Consider the following 21,452-nt stretch of genomic DNA (forward strand, 5'->3'; position numbering starts at 1 on the left):
TGGCCTCACAATCCGAGGATCGTGGAGGCGATGATGGTGCGCTGCACCTCGTTCGAGCCTCCGTAGATGGTGGTCTTGCGGTAGTTGAGGTAGCCGGGGCCGCTGCGCTGCGCCCAGCCGGGCGAGGCGATGCCCTCGGCGCCGACCGGGATCGCGTCGGCCCCCGCGATGTCGAGCAACAGCTCGGTGGCGGCCTGCTGTAGTTCCGAACCGCGCAGTTTGAGCACCGAGGAGGCCGGGTTGGGCTTGCCGTCCGAGGAGTTGGAGACCACGCGCAACTGGGTCAGCTCCAGCGCGATCAGTTCGTTCTCCAGTTCGGCGATCCTGGCCGCGAACACCGGATCCTCGAGCAGCGTGCCGGAACCGGACTTCACCTGGCGCGCGTACTCCTTGGCCACGCCGATCTTGACCTTGGTGCGGCCGACGCCGGTGATGCCGGTGCGCTCGTTGCCGAGCAGGAACTTCGCGTAGGTCCAGCCCATGTTCTCCTCGCCGACGAGCTGGTCGGCGGGCACCCGGACGTTCTCGAAGAACACCTCGTTGACCTCGTAACCGCCGTCGATCAGCTTGATCGGGCGGATGGTCACGCCGGGGCTCTTGACGTCGAAGAGCAGGAAGGAGATGCCCGCCTGCTTCTTGGGCGCGTTCGGATCGGTGCGCACCAGGCAGAAGATCCAGTCGGCGTGCTGGGCCAGCGTGGTCCAGATCTTCTGGCCGTTGACGATGTAGGAGTCGCCGTCGCGCACGGCGGTGGTGCGCAGCGAGGCCAGATCGGAGCCCGCGTCGGGCTCGGAGAAGCCCTGGCACCACCAGATGTCGAGGGCCGCGGTCGGCGGCAGGAATCGCTCCTTGAGCTCCTGCGAGCCGAAGTGCGCGATCACCGGGCCGACCATCTGGGCGTTGAACGTCAGCGGCTCGGGCACCGAGGCGAGCTGCATCTCGTCCTGCCAGATGTGGCGCTGCATGGGGGTCCAGTCCTTGCCGCCCCACTCGACCGGCCAGTTCGGCACGGCCAGCCCGTGGTCGTTGAGGATCTTGTGCGCGGTCACGATGTCCTCGCGGGACAGTTCCTTGCCGTGCTTGACGCGCTCACGGATCTCGGCGGGGATCTGGGTGCGGTAGAACTGCCGCAATTCGTCGCGGAAGGCCACCTCGTCAGGGGACAGGGATATTTTCATACGCAGCTCCCGTTGTGTCTCGTACGTCCGAGTAGAACCTACCCCTCGGTAATCCGGCACTGTCGAGTGGATCACATCACGTGTACCCGATGGGGCAAGACACCACCGATGGCTCCGCGGATCGGGGCCAATCGGACACAAAGGACAGCGCCCGGCGCGGCGGCACCGGCCCTCAGCTGGTACGTTGCGACCGAAGGTCGGGCAAGCCAGAGATCTATCGAGGAGTTCAATCGGTGAACGGCAGAACCATCGCACGCGCCGCGGCGGCCGCCCTCACGATCGGCCTGGGCGCGGCCGTCCCCCTCGCGCCCGCGAACGCCGTGCCGGACACCGCCGCGCCCGACAGCGTCGTCGACGCCGCGATCGCTCAGCTCACCGAACGCGCGGGCGAGGACGCCACCGCCCGCGAGGGCGTCGGCGCGCTGGCGAAGTACACCGAGTTGGTCGACGTGGCCCAGCTGCGCGACATCGCGGGGGCATGGGCGCCGTTCGCCTACGCCGCGCCGACCTTCGGGTGCGGCAGCAACGGTCCGATCACCACGATCGTCGCCGCGGCCACCACCTACGGCAACGCTCCCGACCAGGCGGCCAACCCCGAACCGGGCACGCTGCGGTTCAGCGCGACCCCCGCTCATTCCGGCGCGCCCCTGTCCTCTGGCCTGGTGGTGGCGTGGGTGAACGTCAACAACGGGCGCAGCGGCATCGACGCCCTCGACGACCGCACCGAGTACGGGCTGCCGTCGCTGTCCAAGACCGTCGCCAGCGGACCGGGCACCGTCATCGCCTCGATGTGGGGGGTGATCGGCTACCCCGGCGCGCACTGTGTGATGACCCCGACTGTGGGCACTTTCACTGTCCCGGACGCTCCCGCGCCGCCGGCTCCGGCCGAGCCCGCGCCGCTGCCCGCACCGGCACCGGCCGCCCCCGCACCGGCTCCGGCCTAGTCAACGGTGGTTACCCGCCGGTCACCCCGGTGACCGGGGCTGGAGTGTAATCGGTTCTGCGCCGAAATGGTGAAGTACCCTGAGGCGCAGAACTTTTGGCACTATCGACGCATGGTTTTCTTCGACGGCGCGCGCGGCCGGATGCACTATCGGCGGTGGCCGGTCGACTCTCCCCTGGCGGTCACGGTGCTGCTGCACGGGCTCGGTCAGCACAGCGGGCACTATCACCGATTCGCCAGGACACTGCGCGCCGTCGACGTGGAGGTGTGGGGGCTGGACTTCGCCGGACACGGCCTGAGCGAGGGCGATCCGGAGCAGCCGGGCACCCTGGCCGAGCTGGTGGCCGACGCGACCGCGCTGGTGGAGCGGGTGCACGCCGCGCATCCCGACCGCCCGCTGCTGCTGATGGGGCATTCGCTGGGGGCGGTGACCGCGCTGGGCATGTTGGGCGCGGCGGTGCCGGACACCACCAGCGAATCCGATCTCAACGCGGTGGAGGCCAGCTACCCGCTGACACCGAGCCTGCCGGTCGCGTGGCTGGCCGGGCTGGTGCTCTCCGGCGTGCCGCGCCGCGCGCTCGGCGGCGGTGCACCCGGTGCGCCGGGAACGCCGCTGCCCGCGCAGCTGCCGGTCCTGGCGGTACACGGGGTGGAGGACCGGCGCGCGCCGGTCGAGGGCATCCGGGGCTGGACGGCACGCCACGAATCGGTAGATTTGCGGGAGTACGCCGAGGCCGGGCACGATCTGCTGCACGAACCCGTGCAGACGCGCGTCGCCGCCGACATCGCGGAGTGGATGCGGGCGATCGTGGCGGCGGAGGCGGTCGTGGGGTCGGGGCGACGGCACTGATCCCGGCGTGAGAGGGGCGTGGGGGAACCCGCGCGGCGGCACGACGAAGTAAGGGGGACGATGCGGTGCGGCCACAGGTGGCGGCCCTGGCCCAGGCGGCCGAGCAGGGCTCACTCCGGATCGACGGTGTACTGATCGCCGAGGGCGCGCACGAGCGGTGCGCGCGCCGCTACGAGCAGTTGGCCGAGCAGGTGGAGGCGCAGCTTGCCGTGCTCGCCCCGGCCCGGTCGCTGCCCGGCTTCGGCGGCTTCGACTCGGGCGCGATGCTGCGCAGCGGGTTCGAGGACAAGGCCGGTGCGGCGCTGCGGCAGTTGCGCGAGTACGCCACGGCGGCACGGGAATTGGCGGCGGTGTTCCGCGCCGCCGCGGCCGCCTACACCGCCGCCGACACCGGACTCGCCGCTGCCGTGCGGGCGGTGGACCCGGCCGAACCGCAGCAGCATCCGGCGGTGGCCGGTGCGTGAACTCCCCTACCAGGCGCACCGCGCCCCGCACACCCGCACCGATCCGGCGTACGCGCCGCGGGCCGAGGTGTTCGACAGCCTCGAGCACGACGAGATCCACCGCAAGGTGCAACTGCTCGACCCCGCGGTGCTGAACGCGGGCGGGCAGGCCTGGCAGGCGAGCGCCACCGGGCTCGGCGAGGCGGTGGCGCAGGCGCACACCGAGATCCGCGCCGCGATCGCCGACGGCTGGCGCGGCGCGGCCGCCGAGACCGCGGCCGCCGCGGTGCTCGCCTTCGAACAGCGTGGCCAGCAGCTCGCCGACGTGTTCGGTGCGGTGGCCCAGCGGCTCACCGCGGCCGCCGAGGCGGCGGAGACGCTGCGCTCGGCCGTCGGGGAGCCCGCCCGCGCGCGTCCGGACCTCGCCGCCGCGCTGCTCGATCCCGCCCAGGCGACCGCCAACATCGCCACCCAGAAGGCCGCGGAGAACGACCGGCAGGACGTCGTGCGGGTGATGGACACCATCTACACCGGGGCGTTCCTGGCGAGCGGCACCGATGTGCCCGCCTTCCCGGACGACGCCGACACCGGGTTGCCCGGTGTGCCGGTGGCGGCGCCCTCCGCGGGGGCGCCGAGCCACACCGCGACCGGCGGCGAGAGTGTCACCGCGCAGTCGCTCACCGGGACGACGGCGACCGGCGGCGACCGGCCGGCCCAGTCCACGCCGCCCGCACCCGCCACCCCCGGTCCGGCGACGTCCGCGCAGCCGACCGGCGCCGGTGTTCCCGTCCCGGGTTCCGTGACCGCCGGCGGTGGCGCTCCCGCGACGACGACCAGCACGTCCACGGCAACGGCTGCCGTCTCTGCCCCGACCGCCCCGGTGGCGCCCACCGGCGTGACGCCCCAGCGGCCGCCGACCGGTGCCGAGGCGACCACGCCCGGCGCGACCGCCGTCCCCGCCGGGGCCGGACCCGCCGCCACACGGCGCAAACGCGACGACCACTCCACCTCGTCGACCGGCGAAGCCGGCACCGCGGCGACCGGACACGTCACCGGCTCCACCGCGACCGGGACGGCGCCGGGCGACGAACCGTCCACCGCGCGCGAGCACGAGCGCACCTCCGAGCAGGTGACCGGCGCGGGCGCGGGCGCCATCGGAGGCCTCATCGGTGGTGCGGCGCTGGCGGCCGGTGACACCGCGCGCACCGGCTCGTCGGTGGCGGCCAACGCCGCGCGGGCCGAGCGACACGACGACCGCGAGGACGACGACGAATTCCGCTGGGAGGACGACGACTTCGACTTCGGTGACGAACCGTCCGGCGAGCCGGACGCCGACGCGCTGATCGGGGAACTGGATCCGGCGGCGCCGCCGGTGGTCGGCGAATGGACCGAGCGGGAGTGAACTGGACGCTGGCCCCCGACGAGTTCGCCGCGGCGTGGGCGCGGGCGGACGGCGACCGCATTCCGTATCCGCTGGCGGTGCGATCCGCGGCGGGCGATGCCGCCGAGCACGCCGCGCGGCAGGCCGAACTGGCGCGGTGGTGCGACCGGGTGGTGGATGCCGACATGGCGGCGGCGCTGCGCGTGCTGGCCCGGCCCACGGTGCTGGTGGAGGTCTACGGCGAGCACGGATCCGGCGACGCCGGGGCCGCCGGGCCCGAGCCCGAGCACTGGCCGCCCGCCATCGCGCCGGTGTCCGACGAGCCCGCCCCGGTCGCCGCGGGCGAGACCAGGCCCGTGCGAGTCCTCGGCGCGGCCTCCGGGAATGTCGCCGTCGTGGCCGCCCAGCGGCCCGGCCCGGACGCGACCCGGGGCGGTCCGGTACGGCTCTACGTCGGCGGTCCGGCGAACCTGGCCGCTCGCGTGGTCTCGGTGCTGCCGGAGAACCGCCCGGGCACGGGTGAGCGGCTCGGCGCACCTCTCGCGCGGGTCAAGGAGGACAGCCGCGACCTGGTGACCGTGCCGGTCTCGGGACCGACGACCCCGGCTCGCATCCGCCGCCTGCTCAACCGCCCGCGCCGGGGCATCGGGCAGATCGTGGTGTCGGCCCGCCGGGGCGACCGGCTGCGGCCGTTCGGGGTGCTGTGCTGGATCGACGTCGACGGCGACGGCCGGTACGCGGTGCGCACCGGCACGGACGTGCACGTCACCCCGGTCACCGCGGAGACGTTCGCGGCCCAGCTGCGGCCGATGGTGGATGCGGCCGAGCAGGCGGCCGCCCGCGCCGAACAGTGGTGATCGGCTACAGCAACGCGGTGACCTCGGTGTCGGCGAGTTGATGGAAATCCCGGTAGGCGGCCCCGACCCCGCCCAGGTCCTCCGGCACCCACGGGCACACGACCTCGTCGGCCTCCACGGACACCCGGGCCAGCGCCTCCGCCGAGGACACCGGCACCGCCACCACCAGCCGCCGCGGCCGGTGCGAGCGCACCACCCGGCAGGCCGCCGCCACGGTGGCCCCGGTGGCCATGCCGTCGTCGACGACGATCACCGTGCGGCCGGTCGTCGACAGCGGCTCGCGGTCGCCGCGCCATGCGCGGGCACGCCGCGCGAGTTCCGCGGTCTCGGCCCGTTCGACCTCGGCGAGCTGACCGGGTCGCACCCCGGTGTGGTACAGCACATCGTCGTTGAGAACCCGGATGCCGCCTTCGCCGAGCGCGCCCATCGCCAACTCCGGCTGCCAGGGCACCCCGAGCTTGCGGACCAGCAGGATGTCCAGATCGCCGCCGAGCGCCGCCCGCACCGCCGCCGCCACCGGCACACCGCCGCGGGGCAACCCGAGCACCAGCGGGACCGCCTCGCGCAGGTGCTCGAGTTCGGCGGCCAGCACCCGACCGGCCGCGGTGCGATCGGCGTAGCTCATCTCCCCTCGAACGCTACTCCGCTGCGCGCGCGGTGACCGCGAATCGGCGCAGCGCCAGGCTCGGGTTGCGGGTACGCACCGCGGCCAGGTGCTCCAGGTCGACGGTGGCGGTGAGCACCCCCGGCGCGTCGCCGAGTTCGGCCAGCACCGCGCCCGCCGGGTCGACGATCATCGACGCGCCCGAGCCGAGCGGGGCGGCCTGGTCGGCGGCGGCGACGTAGACGGTGTTCTCGATCGCCCTGGCCCGCAGCAGCGTGGTCCACTGGTCGACCTTGGCCGGTCCGGGAATCCACTGCGCGGGCACGGCCAGCACGTGCGCACCCGCCGCGGCGATGCGCCGGAAACCCTCCGGGAACCGCAGATCGAAACAGGTCTGCAAGCCGATGGTGACACCGTCGACGGTGAACAGCGCGGGCTCGATGATCGGGCCCGCTTCGATGACGTCGGACTCGCGATGCCCGAACGCGTCGTAGAGGTGCACCTTCCGGTAGATCGCGATCCGCTCGCCCGCCGGACCGGTCACCACGAGGGTGTTGCGGATGCGCTCCTCGCCCGGCTGGCCGGTCTCCACCATGCCCGCCACCAGGTACACCCCGGCATCGCGGGCGAGGTCGGCCAGTCCGGTGGCGAACGGCCCGTCCAGCGGCTGGGCGACGGCCACCACCCGCTCGTCGAGCTTGCGCACCGCGTACATCGCGTACTCCGGGGCGATCACCACCCGGGCGCCGTGGCGCGCGGCCTCCTCGACGTGCTCGCGCAGCGTCGCGAGGTTCGCCGCGGGCTCGACGCCCGGGGTGAACTGGACGACCGCGATCTCCACCGCCGGCTCGCGCCGGTCCCGTTTCTGCGCACCGTGCTCGAGTTGCATAGGTCTCACCGTATTGGCCCGGTGACCCGGGAGGCCACCGGCAGGCAGTAAACTCCTGGTCAATGAGCACCAATCAGGTCGACAGCGTTCCTGGCGACGACGACAGGGACTCGGGCGGAGCCGAATCCGGTTCCGGCTCGGCCGGCCCGTCCTTCGCCGACTTGGGCATCGATGACCGCATCCTGCGGGCGATCGCCGATGTCGGTTACGAATCCCCCTCGCCGATCCAGGCGGCGACCATTCCCCCACTGCTCGACGGCGCCGACGTCGTCGGCCTGGCGCAGACCGGCACCGGTAAGACCGCCGCGTTCGCCATCCCCATCCTGATGGGCCTCGAAGTGACCGGCAGGCAGCCGCGCGCGCTCGTGCTCGCACCGACCCGGGAACTGGCCATCCAGGTCGCCGAGGCGTTCGGCCGCTACGCCGCGCACATGCCCGGCCTGCATGTGCTGCCGATCTACGGCGGCCAGAGCTACGGCGTGCAGCTGTCCGGGCTGCGCCGCGGCGCGCACGTCGTGGTCGGTACGCCCGGCCGGGTGATCGATCACCTGGAGAAGGGCACCCTCGACCTGTCCCAGCTGCAGTACCTGGTGCTGGACGAGGCCGACGAGATGCTGAAGATGGGCTTCCAGGAAGACGTCGAGCGCATCCTCGCCGACACCCCGCGCGAGAAGCAGGTGGCCCTGTTCTCGGCCACCATGCCCGCGGCGATCCGGAAGATCTCCAAGCAGTACCTGCGCGAGCCGGTCGAGATCACCGTCAAGGCCAAGACCCAGACCAACACCAACATCACCCAGCGCTGGGTGCAGGTGTCGCATCAGCGGAAACTCGACGCGCTCACCCGGGTGCTCGAGGTGGAGCCGTTCGAGGCGATGATCATCTTCGTCCGCACCAAGCAGGGCACCGAGGAACTCGCCGAGAAGCTGCGCGCCCGCGGATTCTCCGCGGCGGCCATCAACGGCGACATCGCGCAGAACCAGCGCGAGCGCACCATCGGCCAGCTCAAGTCCGGCGCGCTGGACATCCTGGTCGCCACCGACGTCGCCGCGCGCGGCCTGGACGTCGACCGCATCTCGCACGTGGTCAACTACGACATCCCACACGACACCGAGTCCTACGTGCACCGCATCGGCCGCACCGGCCGCGCCGGGCGCAGCGGGCAGGCGTTGCTGTTCGTCGCCCCGCGCGAGCGGCATCTGCTCAAGGCCATCGAGCGCGCCACCCGGCATCCGCTCGAGGAGATGCAGCTGCCCAGCGTGGAGGACGTGAACGCGCAGCGGGTCAGCAAGTTCGGCGACGCCATCACCGAGAATCTGTCCTCGGCGAACCTGCCGCTGTTCCGCAAGCTCATCGAGGACTACGAGCGCGAGCACAACATTCCGCTCGTCGACATCGCGGCCGCGCTGGCCGTGGGCTCCTACGACGGCGACAACTTCTTCATGGAGGCCGAACCGGAACCCGAACGGCGCGAACGTGTTCCGCGGGAGCGGCCGGCCCGGCGGTTCGACGAGGAACGCGGCGGCGGCTCGCACCATCGGGCCACCGGCACCGAACTGGCCACCTACCGGATCAGCGTCGGCAAGCGGCACCGGGTGGTGCCGGGCGCGATCGTCGGCGCCATCGCCAACGAGGGTGGCCTGCGGCGCAGCGATTTCGGGCACATCAGCATCCGGCCCGACCACAGCCTGGTCGAACTGCCCGCGCAGCTGCCCCCCGAAACGCTGGAGGCGTTGCGGCGCACCAGGATCAGCGGCGTCCTCATCCAGTTGCAGCTGGACCAGGGACCGCCCGCGCAGCGCGCGTTCAGCCGCGGGCCGCGGCGCGACCGGGACGCGGGCAAACGACCGGAGCGACGCAAGCCCCGATCCTGAACGGGCGAGACGCCCAGGTCACGCTGCGCTACCGCCTCCGGCCGCTGACCCGGTCAGGCGGTGCCATTTGCGCCCGACCGGGGCGGCCTCCGTGGTCACGCTGCGCTACCGCCTCCGGCCGCTGACCCGGTCGGGCGGTGTACCATTCGCCCGAGCGGGGCGCCCCGGCGCGTCGGCCGCTGGTGTCCCGGTAGCCAACGGGAGGGGCGCGTTTGTTCGTGTTCGGTGATCGTGTCGTGTGCACCGCCGCCGACCTGGTGCGCACGGCGCGGTGCGAATTCGCGCTGCTGCGTGCCCTGGACGCCGAACTCGGCGCCGTCGACGGTCCGGTGGCCGACAGCGCCGCCGCCGTCGCGCCGGACGATCGGCTGCACGAGCGGATGCGGGCCCGGCACGGCGCCGCGATCGTCGACATTCCCCGGACCGACGGCGTAGCCGGGCATTCGGAGGACCCGGCGGCGGCGGATCTGCTGCGCGCGGCGCACGCGGCGACGGTGCGGGCGGTGCGCGCGGGCGCGACGGTGATCCGTGGCGCGGCGGTCTTCGACGGTGGGTTCGCGGCGCGGTGCGATTACCTGGTCCGCGAAGGACATTCGGCGGTGCTGCACGCGGTCGCGCCGACGCCGCGGGCGCGGTTGACCGCCCTGCTCGAACTGGCCGGCTGCGCCGCGATCCTGGTCGAATCCGGCCTTCTGCCCGACCCGGCCGCCGCGCGGCAGGCCCGCGCCGACGCGCCGACGATCACCCTCGTGATCCACTGCGGCGGCGACGCGTCCACCCACTCCTACCCGGCGGCCGCCGCCGTGTACCGGGAACGGCGGCGCCGGGTCGCGGCGATCCTGGAGGACAAGCTCGCCGAGCTGTTGCCGGTGCAGTGGGGCGATCCGCGCTACCTCGCCTGCGGGCAGTGCGCGACCTGCCGTCCCGCGCTGACCGCGGCACGGGACCTGTTGCTGGTGGCGGGCATGTCCCGGCCCGCCCGTGCCCGGCTGCGGGCCGCCGGCGTGCACACCGTGGATCGGCTGGCGACCGCCACCGAGGTGCCCGGCCTGTCACCGCGCACGGTGACGGCGCTGCGCAGGCAGGCCGAGATGCAGACCCGGGCCGAAACCGCGGGCGGGCCCGCCTATGCCCTGCTCGATGCCGACGCGCTCGCCGCCCTGCCGCCCGCCGCACCCGGCGACCTGGCGCTGACCGTCGACCTCGACCCCGACGGTCTGCCCCGCCGCGTCGAACTCGGCGATGCGGACGGCGTGCTGCTCGCCGTCGACGGCCCGTTCGGTACCGCCGCCGCGGACACCCGCACCGCCGTCACCCGCGTCCTCGAACGGGCCGCCGCGCATCTGCGCGAACACCCCGGCGCCCACCTCTACCACTACACCGGCGCGGTCCGCGCCACCCTGCTTCGGTACGCGGGCGGCCCCGCCGACGAGGAGATCCTCGACGAGCTCCTGCGGGCCGGCGCGCTGGTCGACCTCTACCCCATCGTCCGCAACGCCCTGCTGATCGGCGCGGGGTCGTACCGCCTCGACAGTGTGCGTGCTCTCCTGCCGGGCGCGTCCACCGGCATCGAGACGGTGCTGCGCCTGCCGCCGTGGCTGCGCGGCCTGGCGCCGCGGGCGCGGGCCGATGCGGCGAGCGCCGCGGCCCAACCCGATTCCTGGTACGCCCCGCCGCGTTCGGCGGCCGACCCGGCGCCGCCGCGGCCGTCCTCGCTCGAGGCCGCGCTCACCGAATACGCGGCGGGCCAAGGCGATCCACAGCATCCCGCCGGTGTGATGGCGGCCGTCCTCGGCTATCAGCGCCGGGAGCGGCGCGCGTCGAGCTGGGCGCACGCCGACCGGCTGACCCATCCGGTGCACGAGTGGGCCGACGCCCCCGGCGTGCTCATCGCCGAATGGGGTGCGGTGGACACGAAGTGGCATCGCAGCCCCGACCACACCACCATGCGCCGGTTCCTGACCTTGACCGGCCGGATCGGGGCGGGCGGCGGCGTGGGCGGAGCGAGCGGCGTCGGCCCGGCCGCGAGCGGCCCGCTGGCGCCGGGCACCCGGGTGCACACCTTCTACGACCGGCCGGTCGCGCTGGGCAGGCGCGCCACCGCCACGGCCGTCGTGCTCGGCTGCGCGGTGGACGCCGACTTCGACGACACCGTGCGGCTGGAGGAGATCCTGCCCGAGGGCTGGGAGCCGGTCGACGAGTTGCCGACCGCGATCGCGCCGGGTGTCCCGGAGTGGGACGAGCACATCGAGGCCGCCGTCGAAGCGCAGGCCCAGCGCCTGCTGATGACCCTGCCCGACCTGCCCACCGGCGCCTTCTTCGACATCCTCGCCCGCCGCGCTCCCCGCCTCCGGAACGGCGGGCCGCTGCCGCCGGTGCACGGCGACCACGCCGCCGCCCTCACCGCCGCGGTCGCCGACCTGGACGGCTCCTATCTCGCGGTGCAGGGCCCGTCCGGCACCGGCAAGACCTCGACCACCGCGCGGACCGTCGCGCGGATGGTGACCGGGCGGCACTGGCGGGTCGGGGTGGTGGCCCAGTCGCACGCGACGGTGGAGAGCATGTTCGACGCGATCGTCGCCGCCGGGGTGCTGCCGGAGCTGGTCGGCAAGGCCGACGCCGTCTCGGTCGCGCCGGAGTGGGTGGTCATCGACGCCGACCGCTACCCCCGCTTCCTCGACAACGCGGTCAACGGCTGCGTGATCGGCGGTCTACCGAGCGATTTCGCCGACAGTCGCCGGGTGCCCGCCGGCGGCCTGGATCTGCTGGTGATCGCCGATGCGGGCCGCTTCCCGCTCGCCGAGGTGGCCGCGGTCGCCGGCACCGCGCGCAACCTGCTGCTGCTCGGCGACCCGCAGCCGGCCACCCCGCGCGCCGCCCATCCGGCCGCGGCCGCGGAGTCGGTGCTCGGCTGGCTGTCGGAGGGACGCGACACCGTGCCCGCCCACCTCGGCTACTTCCTCGACAGCACCTGGCGCATGCACCCGCGGGTGTGTGAGCCGCTGGCGCGGCTGTATTACGACGGCAGGCTCGCCGCGAACGAAACCGTCACCACCGCACGGCAACTCGACGGAGTGACACCGGGCATCGAGACGGTCACCGTGACCCATCGCGGCGACTCCACCGAGTCGGTGGCCGAGGCCCGCGAGGTCGTCCGGCAGGTGCGCGGGTTGCTCGGACGCCCGTGGACGGCGGGCGGCGCGACCAGGCGGCTGCACCCGCACGACCTGTTCGTGGTCGCCCCCTACGATGCCCAGGTCGGCCGGATCCGCACCCTGTTGGCGCGGGCCAAGATCGACGACGTGCTGGTGGGCACCGTCGACCGGTTCCGCGGCCGGGAGGCCGCCGTCGTGCTGGTCTCCATGACCACCTCGGCACCGGAGGACGCCCCGCACGGGACGGCGGCCCTGTTCTCCCCCGGATTGATCCGCGCCGCCGTCGGTCGCGCGATGTGGAAGGCGATCGTCATCCGCTCGCCGCTGCTGACCAGCTACCTGCCGGACACGCCCGAGGAACTCACCGACCTCGCGCGCTTCCTGCGGCTGGGCTGATCAGCCGAAGTTCCTGCGGCTGGGCTGATCAGCCGAAGTTCTTGCCCTCGCCGCGATAGGTGGGCACGGTGGTGCGCGTGCCGTCGGCCTCCACCAGGTGCAGGTCGTCGAAGCGCTCGCACAGTTCGCCCGCCTTGGCGTGCCGGAACCAGACCCGGTCCCCGATGCGCAGCTCGCTCGCTCCCGACAGCGGCGTCTGCACCTCACCGGCGCCCTCGGTACCGATCAACCGCAATCCCTTGGGCCACACCGGTTTCGGTACCCGGGAGGCGCCCGCTGGACCGGAGGCGATGTACCCGCCGGCGAACACGGTGGCGATGCTCGGCGCCGGCCTGCGCAGCACCGAGGTCGCGAAGAACAGCGCGGGGCGCGGGGTGAAGGAGCGGTAGTGGTCGAACAGGGTCGGCACATACAGGCCCGACCCGGCGGTCACCTCGGTGACCTGCGTGTCGCCCACGCTGACCTCGATGGAGCCGGTGCCGCCGCTGTTGACGATCTCGAGCGGGCCGACCACCGACCGCACCGCGTCGAGCACCGCGGCGCGGCGGCGGCCGATCTCGGCCGCGGAGGCCTTCTTGACCAGCCGCACCGCGGGGTTGCGGTCCGGCAGGCCCGCGATCTGCGCCTCGTAGGTCATCACGCCGACCACGTCGAAGTTCGCGGCACGCGCCGCGCGGGCGAGGTCGGCGGCCTGTTCGGGGGTGCGCACGGGCGAGCGGCGCACGCCCAGGTGCAGCGGGCCCAGCCGCAGCGAGGCGTCCACGTCCAGGCAGACCCGCGGACGGACCCGGTCGGTGCCCATCGCCGCGCGGGCCAGCTCGAGCTGGGCGACGTCGTCGACCATCAGGGTGATCGCGCGTAGGGCGGACTCGTCGGCCGCGAGTGCGGCCAGCGCGGCGCGGTCGACGCTCGGATAGCCCAGCAGCACGTCCCCGGCCCCGAGACCGGCCAGCCAGAGTGCCTCGCGCAGCGAATAGGACATGATCCCGGCGAAGCCGCCGGATCGGGTGAGGCCGGCGCCGAGCACGGTCTCCAGGACGGCCCGGCAGCGGACGGATTTCGCGGCCACCCGGATCGGGGTGCCGTGGGCGCGCCGCTCGAGGTCGGCGGCGTTGGCCCGCAGGGTCGGCAGATCGAGGGCAGCCAGCGGCGGATCGAGGTCGGCGGTGGCCGCGTGCAGACCGGGGATCGGCGTGGTCTCGCTCACGCCTTCCACTCAACCACCTAACTGGTCAAACGTCCAGCATCGCCGGCGCGCGCGATCGGGCGCGCGCGGGCTCAGGCGGACCTGAACGGCGCTCAGATTTCGACGGCGCGCGAGGTCAGGCCGCTCACCAGATCGTCGAGCACCACCAGCGTGGTCTCGTCGTCACAGCAGGCCAGCCAGCGCAGCATCGTGCCCTGCAACATGGACACGCAATAGGCGGCGATCGCGTCGACCGGCTCGAGCCACTGGGTGCCGGACAGGTCCGCGCACAGCTCGAGGAAGGTGACGATCTCGGCATCCATGCGATGGAAGGTGGTGGCCGCGACCGGGTCGGGCACGCACTCGGAGCTGACCTCCCAGCGCTCGCGGATCGTCTTCACCGTCGACTCGTAGGCCCGGATCTGCTGGTACGGGGCCTGCTTGATCTGCGGCCAATGGGCCGAGACGCCCGCGTGAAGCAGCACCCGCAGTGCCCGCACTCCGGTGTGATCGAGCGACGCGGCCGCCTTTTCGACCGCCTCGCAGATGGTCGGCCGCAACCGACCCTCTACAGTTTCTCCACGTGCGCTCAACGACGACTCTCCCTCGGCGAAAGAACTCGCGCACCTGCGTCGGCGCGACTCGCTGAACTTGGCGGACTGTCCGGGAATCCCCAGGCTGCCCGGTCCAACGTTCATCAATGGTAGAGGGTTTCCAGGATTTGAGAACGGGTAAGCGACTAACTTTCGGACTGCAAGATTGTTTTGTTACCCGACCGGGACTCCACCGCGACGTTGCGACGGCCCCGCAAAATCCCCGTTGGCGGCGGCGACTTCGGACCCTCTCGAACCGAGATCCACGCCTTGATCCACCTTACGGACACCTTTCGGCAAATCGCCCGGCTGTGGCGGATCGCACATCCGAGCCGGGCAAATCGGTCGATCGAGCGCACCGCGGCGGCCCGCCGCGCACACCCCGCGCCCGTTAGCCTGAACCGGTGACTTCCCCGCCTCCGGCCGACCAGTTCCACCTCTCCGGCACGTTCAACTTCCGCGACACCGGCGGCCTGCGCACGGTCGACGGCGCCAAGGTCCGCCCCGGCGTCCTGCTGCGCTCGGCTCAGCTCAGCGGCCTGGACGACCGCGGCCACGCGACCCTGCGCGAGCTGCGCGTCACCGATGTGCACGACCTGCGCGGACTGCGCGAGATCGACCACATCGGCCACGACAACCTGCCCGCCGACGTGCGCCTGCGGGTGACCCCGTTCGACTCGCGCATGGGCGAGGCGCCGCCGCACGACTCCGGCGACACCGACGCGTTCACCCACATGCTCGAGGTCTACCGGGCCTTCCCCGCCCTGCCCGAGGCCAACGCGGCCATCGTCGAACTCGCCGAGTCGATCGTGCGCGGCGACGGCGCGGTGCTCGTGCACTGCGCCGCTGGCAAGGACCGCACCGGCTGGGCGGTGGCGACGCTGCTGCGCGCGGTGGGCGTCAGCGAGGAGGACGTGCTCGCCGACTACCTGCGCAGCAACGAGGCGGTGCCCGCGCTGCGCGCCATGCTCACCGCCACGATGGGGCCGGGCGCCGAGCCCTCGCCCGACCTGCTGGGCGTCCGGGAGGAGTACCTGCGCATCGGCACCGAATCGGTGCGCGAACTGCACGGCGACCACGACAGCTTCCTCGCCGCCGCGGGCCTGGACGCGCGGCTGCGGGAACGGCTGCGCGAACGGCTGCTCGAGTAGCGCCTACGCGGTGGCCCGGTACACCAGCCCGTCGGGGGCGATGCGTACCTGGTCGCCGGTGTGGAACCAGCCGCCGGTGAACCGGTCGGCGGTCGATTCCGGGTCGTTCCAGTACCGGCGGCTGACATTCGGGCCGCGGCACAGCAGTTCCCCGTAGCCGGTGTCGGCACGCGGCCCGCACAGCGCCAGTTCCGTTCCGCCGAACGGGAATCCGAGCACGGTCGCGGTGGCGGTGTCGGTGGCGGCGGTGTCTACGGCGGTGGCGGTGCGGTCGGCGTCGGTGACGTCGAGGGCGAGACCGATACCACTGGTCTCGGTGGCGCCCCACACCGACCAGTGCCGGGCGGCGGGGAACAGCTCACGCAGCGCGGCCGGCAGCTCCGGGCGCGGCGCGCGGCGGCGTTCGGCGCGCTGACCGGCACTGCTGACCCGCAGGACACCGTCGGTGCGCACCCCGTCGGCGCGCAGTTCGGTGAGAGTGGGCAACAAACCCGCGAAGATCTCCGGCGTGGCCGAGACCATGTCGACCCGCTCGGCGACGAGCGCCCGGGCGAGCCCGGCCCGGTCCGGCGCGAGCACCACCGTGCCGCCGACGGCGAACGTGGGCAGCAACTGGTCGACGCAGCCACCGGCCTCCGACAGCGGCAACAGCACCAGATTGCGCACGCCGTCGGTGGGCAGATCCAGCGCGGCGACCACCGAACGCACCGCCGACAGCAGGTTCTCGTTGGTGAGTTCGACCCCCTTGGGCTCGGGGGTCTCGCCGGTGTAGCAGAGCACCGCGAGATCGCCCAGTGCGGCGCCGTCGTCGATGAACGCCGCGCCGTCGGGCAGGCGGGTCCCGGTGCCGAGCACGAAATCGACCGCGCTGTCGGCGATCACGCGCTCGGCGATGCCCGGCGCGAGCCCGTCGGGCACCAGCACCGGCACCGCGCCGCTGAGCAGCGCGCCCAGGAACGCCTGCACCCACCGCACCCCGGCGGGCATCCGAATCGCGACCCGGTCGCCGTAGCCGATGCCGTGCTCCTGCAGGCCACCGGCGATCCGCGAGGCCGAATGCCACATCTCGCGATAGGTGAGCCGGGGCCCGCCCGGCTCCACCACCGCTTCCCGGGCGGCGAAGGCATGCACCTGCAGGTCGAGCAGCTCGGTGAGCGCCGGGGTGAGGTTGCCGTACCGGAGCACGCCGTCGGCGCCGCGCGCCAGCGGGTTGTCGCACAGGCGCGCACGGGTGAGGGGATATTCGACGACCAACTGCTGCGACATTCGTCCTCCGCGTGCCTAGAGCCAGCAGGCCCCTGCACTATATGACGCGGATCACAATCGCGCGGTGTTGTTGTCGGACTGTGTCCCTCCGGCGGGTCCCCGTCAGCGGCCGGTGTAGGTCGCCTTGCCCGGCCCGTTCTCCAGGAAGCTGCGCACGCCGCCGCGCAGGTCCTCGGTGTCGAACAGCACGCCGGAGACCTTCGGGGTCACCGCGTCGGCGTGCGCGACGCCGCCGGAGCGCCACGCCTCGATGATCTGCTTGGTCGCCGCGTGCGCGCGCGTCGGGCCGTCGGCCAGCTTGTGCGCCAGCGCCCGCGCGGCCGGGTCCAGATCGTCGTGCACGTAGTTGACCACGCCCCAGTCGGCCATCGTGGCGGCGTCGTAGAGGTCGGCGGTCATCACGAACTCGCGCGCGCGGCCCGAGCCCGCCCGCTCGGCCAACCGCTGCGGCCCGCCCATCGAGGGGGTCAGCCCGACCACGGTCTCCACCAGACCGAACTTGGCCTTGGGCGCGGCCAGAATGATGTCGCAGGCCAGCGCGATCTCGAACGCGGCGGTGAGGGTGAGCCCGTGCGCGGCGAACAACACCGGGCACGGCAGCGCCTCGATGGGATGGATGATCTCGTCGAACAGCCGCTGCCACAGCGCGGCGCCCTGCTCGGTGCTCAGCCCGTCGAACACATGCACGTCGACACCACCGGAGACGACCTTGCCCTCCGCGCGCAACAGCACCGCCCGCGGCGGCGCGGCGGTCAGCGCCGCGATGTCGGCGACCAGGCCGTCGAACATGGCCTGGTCGAACAGGTTCAGCGGCGGGTTGGCCAGGGTCAGGATCGCGACCTCGGCACCGGCCTCGGTGGTCTCACGGTCCAATCGGGTCGCCTTGTTCTCGCTCATTGCAGCAGCCTAAGCGGTGCGTCTGCGACACTGGGAGAGTGAGCGAGGCGGAAACACGAAGCTCGTCGGCGGCACCGGGCTCTTCGGAAGCACCGGGCTCTTCGGAAGCACCGGGCTCTGCGGAAGCACCGGGCTCTGCGGAAGCACAGGGCTCGCCGGGAACCCAGAACGGCTCCTATGTCGAGCCGGGCGAGTTCAAGCGCGACACCAACTACATCACCACCCGGATCACCGCCGACGGACGTGACGGTTATCCGGTCGAGCCCGGCCGATACCGGCTGGTCGCCGCGCGGGCGTGCCCGTGGGCCAACCGGACGCTGATCGTGCGCAGGCTGCTCGGGCTCGAGGACGTGCTCTCCCTCGGCCTGTGCGGCCCCACCCACGACAAGTACAGCTGGACCTTCGATCTCGACCCCGGCGGCGTGGACCCGGTGCTCGGCATCCCCCGGCTGCGCGATGCCTACCTGGCCCGCTTCCCCGACTACCCGCGCGGCATCACCGTGCCCGCCGTCGTGGACGTGCCGACCGGCCAGGTGGTCACCAACGACTACGCGCAGATCACCCTGGACTTCTCGACCGAGTGGACGGCCTACCACCGACCCGGCGCCCCCGACCTCTATCCGGAGCGGCTGCGCGCGGAGATCGACGAGGTCGCCGACGTCATCTTCCGCGACGTGAACAACGGCGTGTACCGCTGCGGCTTCGCCGGGGCGCAGGACGCCTACGAGCGGGCCTACGACCGGCTCTTCGCCCGGCTGGACTGGCTGTCGGAGCGGCTGGCGGACCAGCGCTACCTGGTCGGTGACACCATCACCGAGGCCGACGTGCGGCTGTTCACCACCCTGGTCCGGTTCGACCCGGTGTACCACGGCCACTTCAAGTGCAACCGGCAGAAGCTGAGCGAGATGCCGGTGCTGTGGGCCTACGCGCGCGACCTGTTCCAGACCCCCGGCTTCGGCGACACGATCGACTTCGATCAGATCAAGACGCACTACTACGTGGTGCACGCCGACATCAACCCGACCAGGGTGGTGCCCAAGGGCCCGGATCTGTCCGGCTGGCTCACCCCGCATGGCCGGGAAGCGTTGGGCGGCAGGCCCTTCGGCGACGGCACACCGCCGCCCCCGCCCAAACCGGACGAGCGCGTCCCGGCGCTGCCTGCGCCCGCCTGAGGCGGCTGTTTCGTCGTCGCCGGACCCGGGAACCCGGCCCGCGGCACGGTTCGTTGCCGTGTTGGGCCGACGCGTGTTCGGTGCCATAGAGTTCAGCCGAGGCCGAGTTCAGCCGAGGCCGAGACGAAGGGGTGTCATGAAGCACGGCGCGTTCGAGAAGACCGTGATCAGCTTGCTGGAGAACGGTGCCAAGCTGCAGGGCCCGGCGGTGGACAAGTACATCGAGCGCATCCGTCGCGCGCACCCCGAGGAGTCCCCGGCCCAGATCATCGACCGCATCGAGCGGCAGTTCCTGCTCGCGGTCACCGGCAGCGGCACCGCGGCGGGCGCGACCGCGGCCATGCCCGGCGTCGGCACGGTGGCCTCGCTGGCCACCATCACCGCCGAGACCGCGTTCTTCCTGGAGGCCAGCGCGCTCTACACGCTGGCGGTGGCCGCCGTGCACGGCATCGCCCCCGAGGCCAAGGAACAGCGCCGCGCACTGGTGCTCGCGGTGGTGCTCGGCGACAGTGGCATGCAGATCGTGGAGCGCTCGGTCGGGCGGTCCGCGCAGAACTGGGGCACGCTGATGGCCAACCGGATCCCCGGCCTGTCGGGGATGAACGACTCGCTGATGAAGCGCTTCGTCGTCCGGTTCCTCACCAAGCGCATGGCGCTGATGGCGGGCAAGGTGATCCCGATGGGCATCGGCGCGGTGATCGGCGGTGTCGGCAACCGGGCCCTGGGCCGCACCACCGTGGACAACGCCCGCAAGGCCTTCGGCCCGCCGCCCGCCACCTGGCCCGCGCACCGGCCACGCGTGATCGAGGCCGACCCGCTGCCCGCGATCGATCCGACGAAGCCGGGTCCGCCGCGATGACGGCGAAGCCGCCCGCGATCACCGTCCGCGCGCTAGCCAAACGCTACGAGAGCGGGATCGGTGTCGAGGACGTCAGCTTCACCGTCGCCCCGGGTACCGTCACCGCACTGGTCGGACCGGCCGGTTCCGGGAAGACCACGGTGTTGCGGGTGCTGCTCGGTCTCGTCGAACCGACCGGGGGGACGGCCACGGTGCACGGGGCAGGCTCGGTCGGCGCGGTGCTCACCCCGCGGGGACTGCATCCGGGCCGGGCGGCACGCGAGCATCTGGCGGTCTACGCCGCCGCGGCGGGCGTCGGGCGCGACCGGGTCGCCGACGTGCTCGAGACCGTGGGGCTGAGCGACGTGGCCCGGGTGCGCGCCGGTGACCTCTCCCCCGGCCGGCAGACCCGGCTGGCGCTGGCCACCGCGCTGCTGACCGATCCGCGGGTGCTGCTGCTCGACGACCCGACCGATGGGCTCGACCACACCGAGCGGGGCTGGCTGCACGACTTCCTGCGCAGGCACGCCCGCCGCGGCGGCAGCGCGGTGGTTACCGGCGCGAGCCTGGCGGCGGTGGTGGCGACGGCCGATCAGCTGGTGGTGCTCAGCGAGGGCTCAGCGGTGTACCAGGGCACGCCCGCCGCGCTGCGGCGCAGCAACCCCGACCGGCTGGTCGTGGCGGCCGGGGTGCCGGTCGCGCTGGCGACGGCACTGGCCGCGCGCGGCCACACCGACGCGGTGATCCGGCCCGACGGGCGGCTCGCCGTCGCCGAGGCCACCGAGGCGCAGATCCGCGACGCCGCGCGCGCCGCGGGGGTCCGCATCGACAGCATCGTCGCCGACCCGATCCACCCGGACCGGGTGCTCGCCTCGCTCACCAGACCGCGGGTGCGGCCCCCGGCCCCGAGCACGTTCGTACCACCCCCGCCCCAGCCCACGCCCTACGGAATCCCGCGATGACGCCGCTGCCCACGGACCTGATCCCACCCGTCACCTCCGAGGTCCGCAAGGTCGCCACGCTGCGCTGGTGCCTGCTGCTGGCCGCGCTGCTGCCCGCTGTCGGGCTCGTCGCGAGCGCGGTCACCGCGGGCATGGCCGGGCCGCTCGACCCGCGCGGCCAGCCGGTCACCGGTGCCGCCACCCTCGGCCTCTACCTGGCGATCCTGGCCACCGTGCTGGGCGCGGGCGCGTTCGGCGCGGCCACCGCGGGCGGTGAGTTCCGGTACGGCTCGATACCGCTGACTGCGGTGTTCATCGCCGACCGGGATCGGCTGATGGCCGCGAAACTGCTCGTCGCGGGCGTCGCCGCGCTGGCGGTGGCGCTGCTGACCGAACTCGTCGCCGTCGCCTGCCTGTTCGGTTTCGGGCGCGGGAAGTTCGAGTTCGGCGCGCGCCTGGTCGCGGTGTTCGGGGCCGGGTTGTTCGCCGCGGTGTGCTGGGCGCTGATCGGGGTGGGGCTCGGCGTGCTGCTGCGCCAATCCACCGGTGCGGTGGCGCTGCTGCTGGGCTGGCTGCTGGTGTTCGAGCCGCTGGTGTGGCTGGTGGCCGAGGGCATGGGCATCGGTGGCCTCGCGGTGCTGCTGCCCGGCTCGGCCACCGTCGGCACCGTGTTCGTCGGCTCCTTCGACGACAGCGGACTGTTCGCACCCACCCCCGCCGCGCTCGTGGTGCTGCTGCTGTGGACCATCGCCGTCGGCGCGGCGGGCTGGTGGCGCCTACGCGAACGCGATCTCTGACCGCCACCCCCGACCGTCTCGCCCCGGTGTGGCCGGGGGAACAG

19 protein-coding genes are annotated in these 21,452 nt (G+C 73.0%); 12 read left to right on the forward strand and 7 right to left on the reverse strand.

The window, feature by feature from the left end; all coding sequences use genetic code 11:
• Positions 1-5: 5 nt before the first annotated feature.
• Positions 6-1,178 (reverse strand): acyl-CoA dehydrogenase family protein, encoded by a 1,173-nt coding sequence (locus tag CRM89_RS16810; RefSeq protein ID WP_011211210.1) that lies wholly within the window; start codon positions 1,176-1,178, stop codon positions 6-8.
• 233 nt (positions 1,179-1,411) lie between these two features.
• Between CRM89_RS16810 and CRM89_RS16815 the strand changes: the two genes are divergently transcribed.
• From CRM89_RS16815 to CRM89_RS16835, 5 genes are all read left to right on the forward strand, one after another.
• Positions 1,412-2,122 carry a hypothetical protein gene (locus CRM89_RS16815; protein WP_060594545.1) on the forward strand — a complete coding sequence of 237 codons (711 nt, stop codon included), beginning with the start codon at positions 1,412-1,414 and terminating at the stop codon, positions 2,120-2,122.
• A gap of 111 nt (positions 2,123-2,233) precedes the next feature.
• Complete coding sequence (locus CRM89_RS16820; protein WP_098084937.1) at positions 2,234-2,971, forward strand: alpha/beta hydrolase; 738 nt, start codon at positions 2,234-2,236, stop codon at positions 2,969-2,971.
• A 65-nt stretch (positions 2,972-3,036) separates the two neighbouring features.
• A complete protein-coding gene (locus CRM89_RS16825) occupies positions 3,037-3,435 on the forward strand; it encodes a hypothetical protein (protein ID WP_011211213.1) in 399 nt (132 codons plus the stop codon).
• Positions 3,428-4,816: a hypothetical protein gene (locus CRM89_RS16830; protein ID WP_098084939.1), complete on the forward strand. Its 1,389-nt coding sequence runs from the start codon at positions 3,428-3,430 to the stop codon at positions 4,814-4,816. Before CRM89_RS16825 ends, CRM89_RS16830 begins: the two co-directional genes overlap by 8 nt.
• Positions 4,798-5,652: an ESX secretion-associated protein EspG gene (locus CRM89_RS16835; protein ID WP_228788269.1), complete on the forward strand. Its 855-nt coding sequence runs from the start codon at positions 4,798-4,800 to the stop codon at positions 5,650-5,652. Before CRM89_RS16830 ends, CRM89_RS16835 begins: the two co-directional genes overlap by 19 nt.
• Before the next feature lie 4 nt (positions 5,653-5,656).
• Here the strand turns inward: CRM89_RS16835 and CRM89_RS16840 are convergent, their stop codons facing one another.
• Positions 5,657-6,277, reverse strand: coding sequence for a phosphoribosyltransferase (locus tag CRM89_RS16840; protein ID WP_060594542.1), 621 nt, complete (start codon positions 6,275-6,277; stop codon positions 5,657-5,659).
• Between the two features lie 13 nt (positions 6,278-6,290).
• Positions 6,291-7,145 (reverse strand): carbon-nitrogen hydrolase family protein, encoded by an 855-nt coding sequence (locus CRM89_RS16845; protein ID WP_086842129.1) that lies wholly within the window; start codon positions 7,143-7,145, stop codon positions 6,291-6,293.
• A 62-nt stretch (positions 7,146-7,207) separates the two neighbouring features.
• Here CRM89_RS16845 and CRM89_RS16850 point away from each other — a divergent pair, with 62 nt between their 5' ends.
• Both CRM89_RS16850 and CRM89_RS16855 read left to right on the forward strand, forming a co-directional pair.
• Positions 7,208-9,016, forward strand: a complete 1,809-nt coding sequence (locus CRM89_RS16850; protein WP_170916177.1) for a DEAD/DEAH box helicase — start codon at positions 7,208-7,210, stop codon at positions 9,014-9,016.
• Positions 9,017-9,234: 218 nt separating this feature from the next.
• A complete protein-coding gene (locus CRM89_RS16855) occupies positions 9,235-12,567 on the forward strand; it encodes a bifunctional RecB family nuclease/DEAD/DEAH box helicase (protein ID WP_229434780.1) in 3,333 nt (1,110 codons plus the stop codon).
• Between the two features lie 28 nt (positions 12,568-12,595).
• On the opposite strand, the gene CRM89_RS16860 is transcribed toward CRM89_RS16855, so the two are convergent.
• Complete coding sequence (locus CRM89_RS16860; RefSeq protein WP_086842125.1) at positions 12,596-13,783, reverse strand: alanine racemase; 1,188 nt, start codon at positions 13,781-13,783, stop codon at positions 12,596-12,598.
• Positions 13,784-13,866: 83 nt separating this feature from the next.
• Complete coding sequence (locus CRM89_RS16865; RefSeq protein WP_228795679.1) at positions 13,867-14,346, reverse strand: TetR family transcriptional regulator; 480 nt, start codon at positions 14,344-14,346, stop codon at positions 13,867-13,869.
• 404 nt (positions 14,347-14,750) lie between these two features.
• Between CRM89_RS16865 and CRM89_RS16870 the strand changes: the two genes are divergently transcribed.
• Positions 14,751-15,497 carry a tyrosine-protein phosphatase gene (locus CRM89_RS16870; RefSeq protein ID WP_098084945.1) on the forward strand — a complete coding sequence of 249 codons (747 nt, stop codon included), beginning with the start codon at positions 14,751-14,753 and terminating at the stop codon, positions 15,495-15,497.
• 3 nt (positions 15,498-15,500) lie between these two features.
• On the opposite strand, the gene CRM89_RS16875 is transcribed toward CRM89_RS16870, so the two are convergent.
• Both CRM89_RS16875 and CRM89_RS16880 read right to left on the reverse strand, forming a co-directional pair.
• Positions 15,501-16,763 carry a class I adenylate-forming enzyme family protein gene (locus CRM89_RS16875; RefSeq protein ID WP_086842123.1) on the reverse strand — a complete coding sequence of 421 codons (1,263 nt, stop codon included), beginning with the start codon at positions 16,761-16,763 and terminating at the stop codon, positions 15,501-15,503.
• 102 nt (positions 16,764-16,865) lie between these two features.
• Entirely contained in the window at positions 16,866-17,660 is a 795-nt protein-coding gene (locus CRM89_RS16880; protein WP_086842121.1) for an enoyl-CoA hydratase/isomerase family protein, read from the reverse strand.
• Positions 17,661-17,875: 215 nt separating this feature from the next.
• Here CRM89_RS16880 and CRM89_RS16885 point away from each other — a divergent pair, with 215 nt between their 5' ends.
• From CRM89_RS16885 to CRM89_RS16900, 4 genes are all read left to right on the forward strand, one after another.
• On the forward strand, positions 17,876-18,832 hold the full coding sequence (locus CRM89_RS16885; RefSeq protein WP_229435084.1) for a glutathione S-transferase family protein: 957 nt from the start codon (positions 17,876-17,878) through the stop codon (positions 18,830-18,832).
• Between the two features lie 136 nt (positions 18,833-18,968).
• Positions 18,969-19,691, forward strand: a complete 723-nt coding sequence (locus CRM89_RS16890) for a hypothetical protein (RefSeq protein WP_011211226.1) — start codon at positions 18,969-18,971, stop codon at positions 19,689-19,691.
• The gene (locus CRM89_RS16895) at positions 19,688-20,632 is read left to right on the forward strand and encodes an ABC transporter ATP-binding protein (protein WP_086842117.1); all 945 of its coding nucleotides are present in this window, start codon (positions 19,688-19,690) and stop codon (positions 20,630-20,632) included. The genes CRM89_RS16890 and CRM89_RS16895 overlap by 4 nt, the downstream gene beginning before the upstream one ends.
• Positions 20,629-21,408, forward strand: a complete 780-nt coding sequence (locus CRM89_RS16900) for an ABC transporter permease (RefSeq protein ID WP_086842115.1) — start codon at positions 20,629-20,631, stop codon at positions 21,406-21,408. Before CRM89_RS16895 ends, CRM89_RS16900 begins: the two co-directional genes overlap by 4 nt.
• Positions 21,409-21,452: the final 44 nt, after the last annotated feature.

The organism is Nocardia sp. FDAARGOS_372 (genome assembly GCF_002554515.1).
Taxonomy (GTDB): domain Bacteria; phylum Actinomycetota; class Actinomycetes; order Mycobacteriales; family Mycobacteriaceae; genus Nocardia; species Nocardia farcinica.

Bases quoted from the DNA above. Each gene is read 5' to 3' on its own strand.
- CRM89_RS16810 (WP_011211210.1), bottom strand. From the start codon at position 1,178: ATGAAAATATCCCTGTCCCCTGACGAGGTGGCCTTCCGCGACGAATTG.
- CRM89_RS16820 (WP_098084937.1), top strand. From the start codon at position 2,234: ATGGTTTTCTTCGACGGCGCGCGCGGCCGGATGCACTATCGGCGGTGG.
- CRM89_RS16835 (WP_228788269.1), top strand. From the start codon at position 4,798: ATGGACCGAGCGGGAGTGAACTGGACGCTGGCCCCCGACGAGTTCGCC.
- CRM89_RS16840 (WP_060594542.1), bottom strand. From the start codon at position 6,277: ATGAGCTACGCCGATCGCACCGCGGCCGGTCGGGTGCTGGCCGCCGAA.
- CRM89_RS16845 (WP_086842129.1), bottom strand. From the start codon at position 7,145: ATGCAACTCGAGCACGGTGCGCAGAAACGGGACCGGCGCGAGCCGGCG.
- CRM89_RS16850 (WP_170916177.1), top strand. From the start codon at position 7,208: ATGAGCACCAATCAGGTCGACAGCGTTCCTGGCGACGACGACAGGGAC.
- CRM89_RS16875 (WP_086842123.1), bottom strand. From the start codon at position 16,763: ATGTCGCAGCAGTTGGTCGTCGAATATCCCCTCACCCGTGCGCGCCTG.
- CRM89_RS16880 (WP_086842121.1), bottom strand. From the start codon at position 17,660: ATGAGCGAGAACAAGGCGACCCGATTGGACCGTGAGACCACCGAGGCC.
- CRM89_RS16890 (WP_011211226.1), top strand. From the start codon at position 18,969: ATGAAGCACGGCGCGTTCGAGAAGACCGTGATCAGCTTGCTGGAGAAC.
- CRM89_RS16895 (WP_086842117.1), top strand. From the start codon at position 19,688: ATGACGGCGAAGCCGCCCGCGATCACCGTCCGCGCGCTAGCCAAACGC.
- CRM89_RS16900 (WP_086842115.1), top strand. From the start codon at position 20,629: ATGACGCCGCTGCCCACGGACCTGATCCCACCCGTCACCTCCGAGGTC.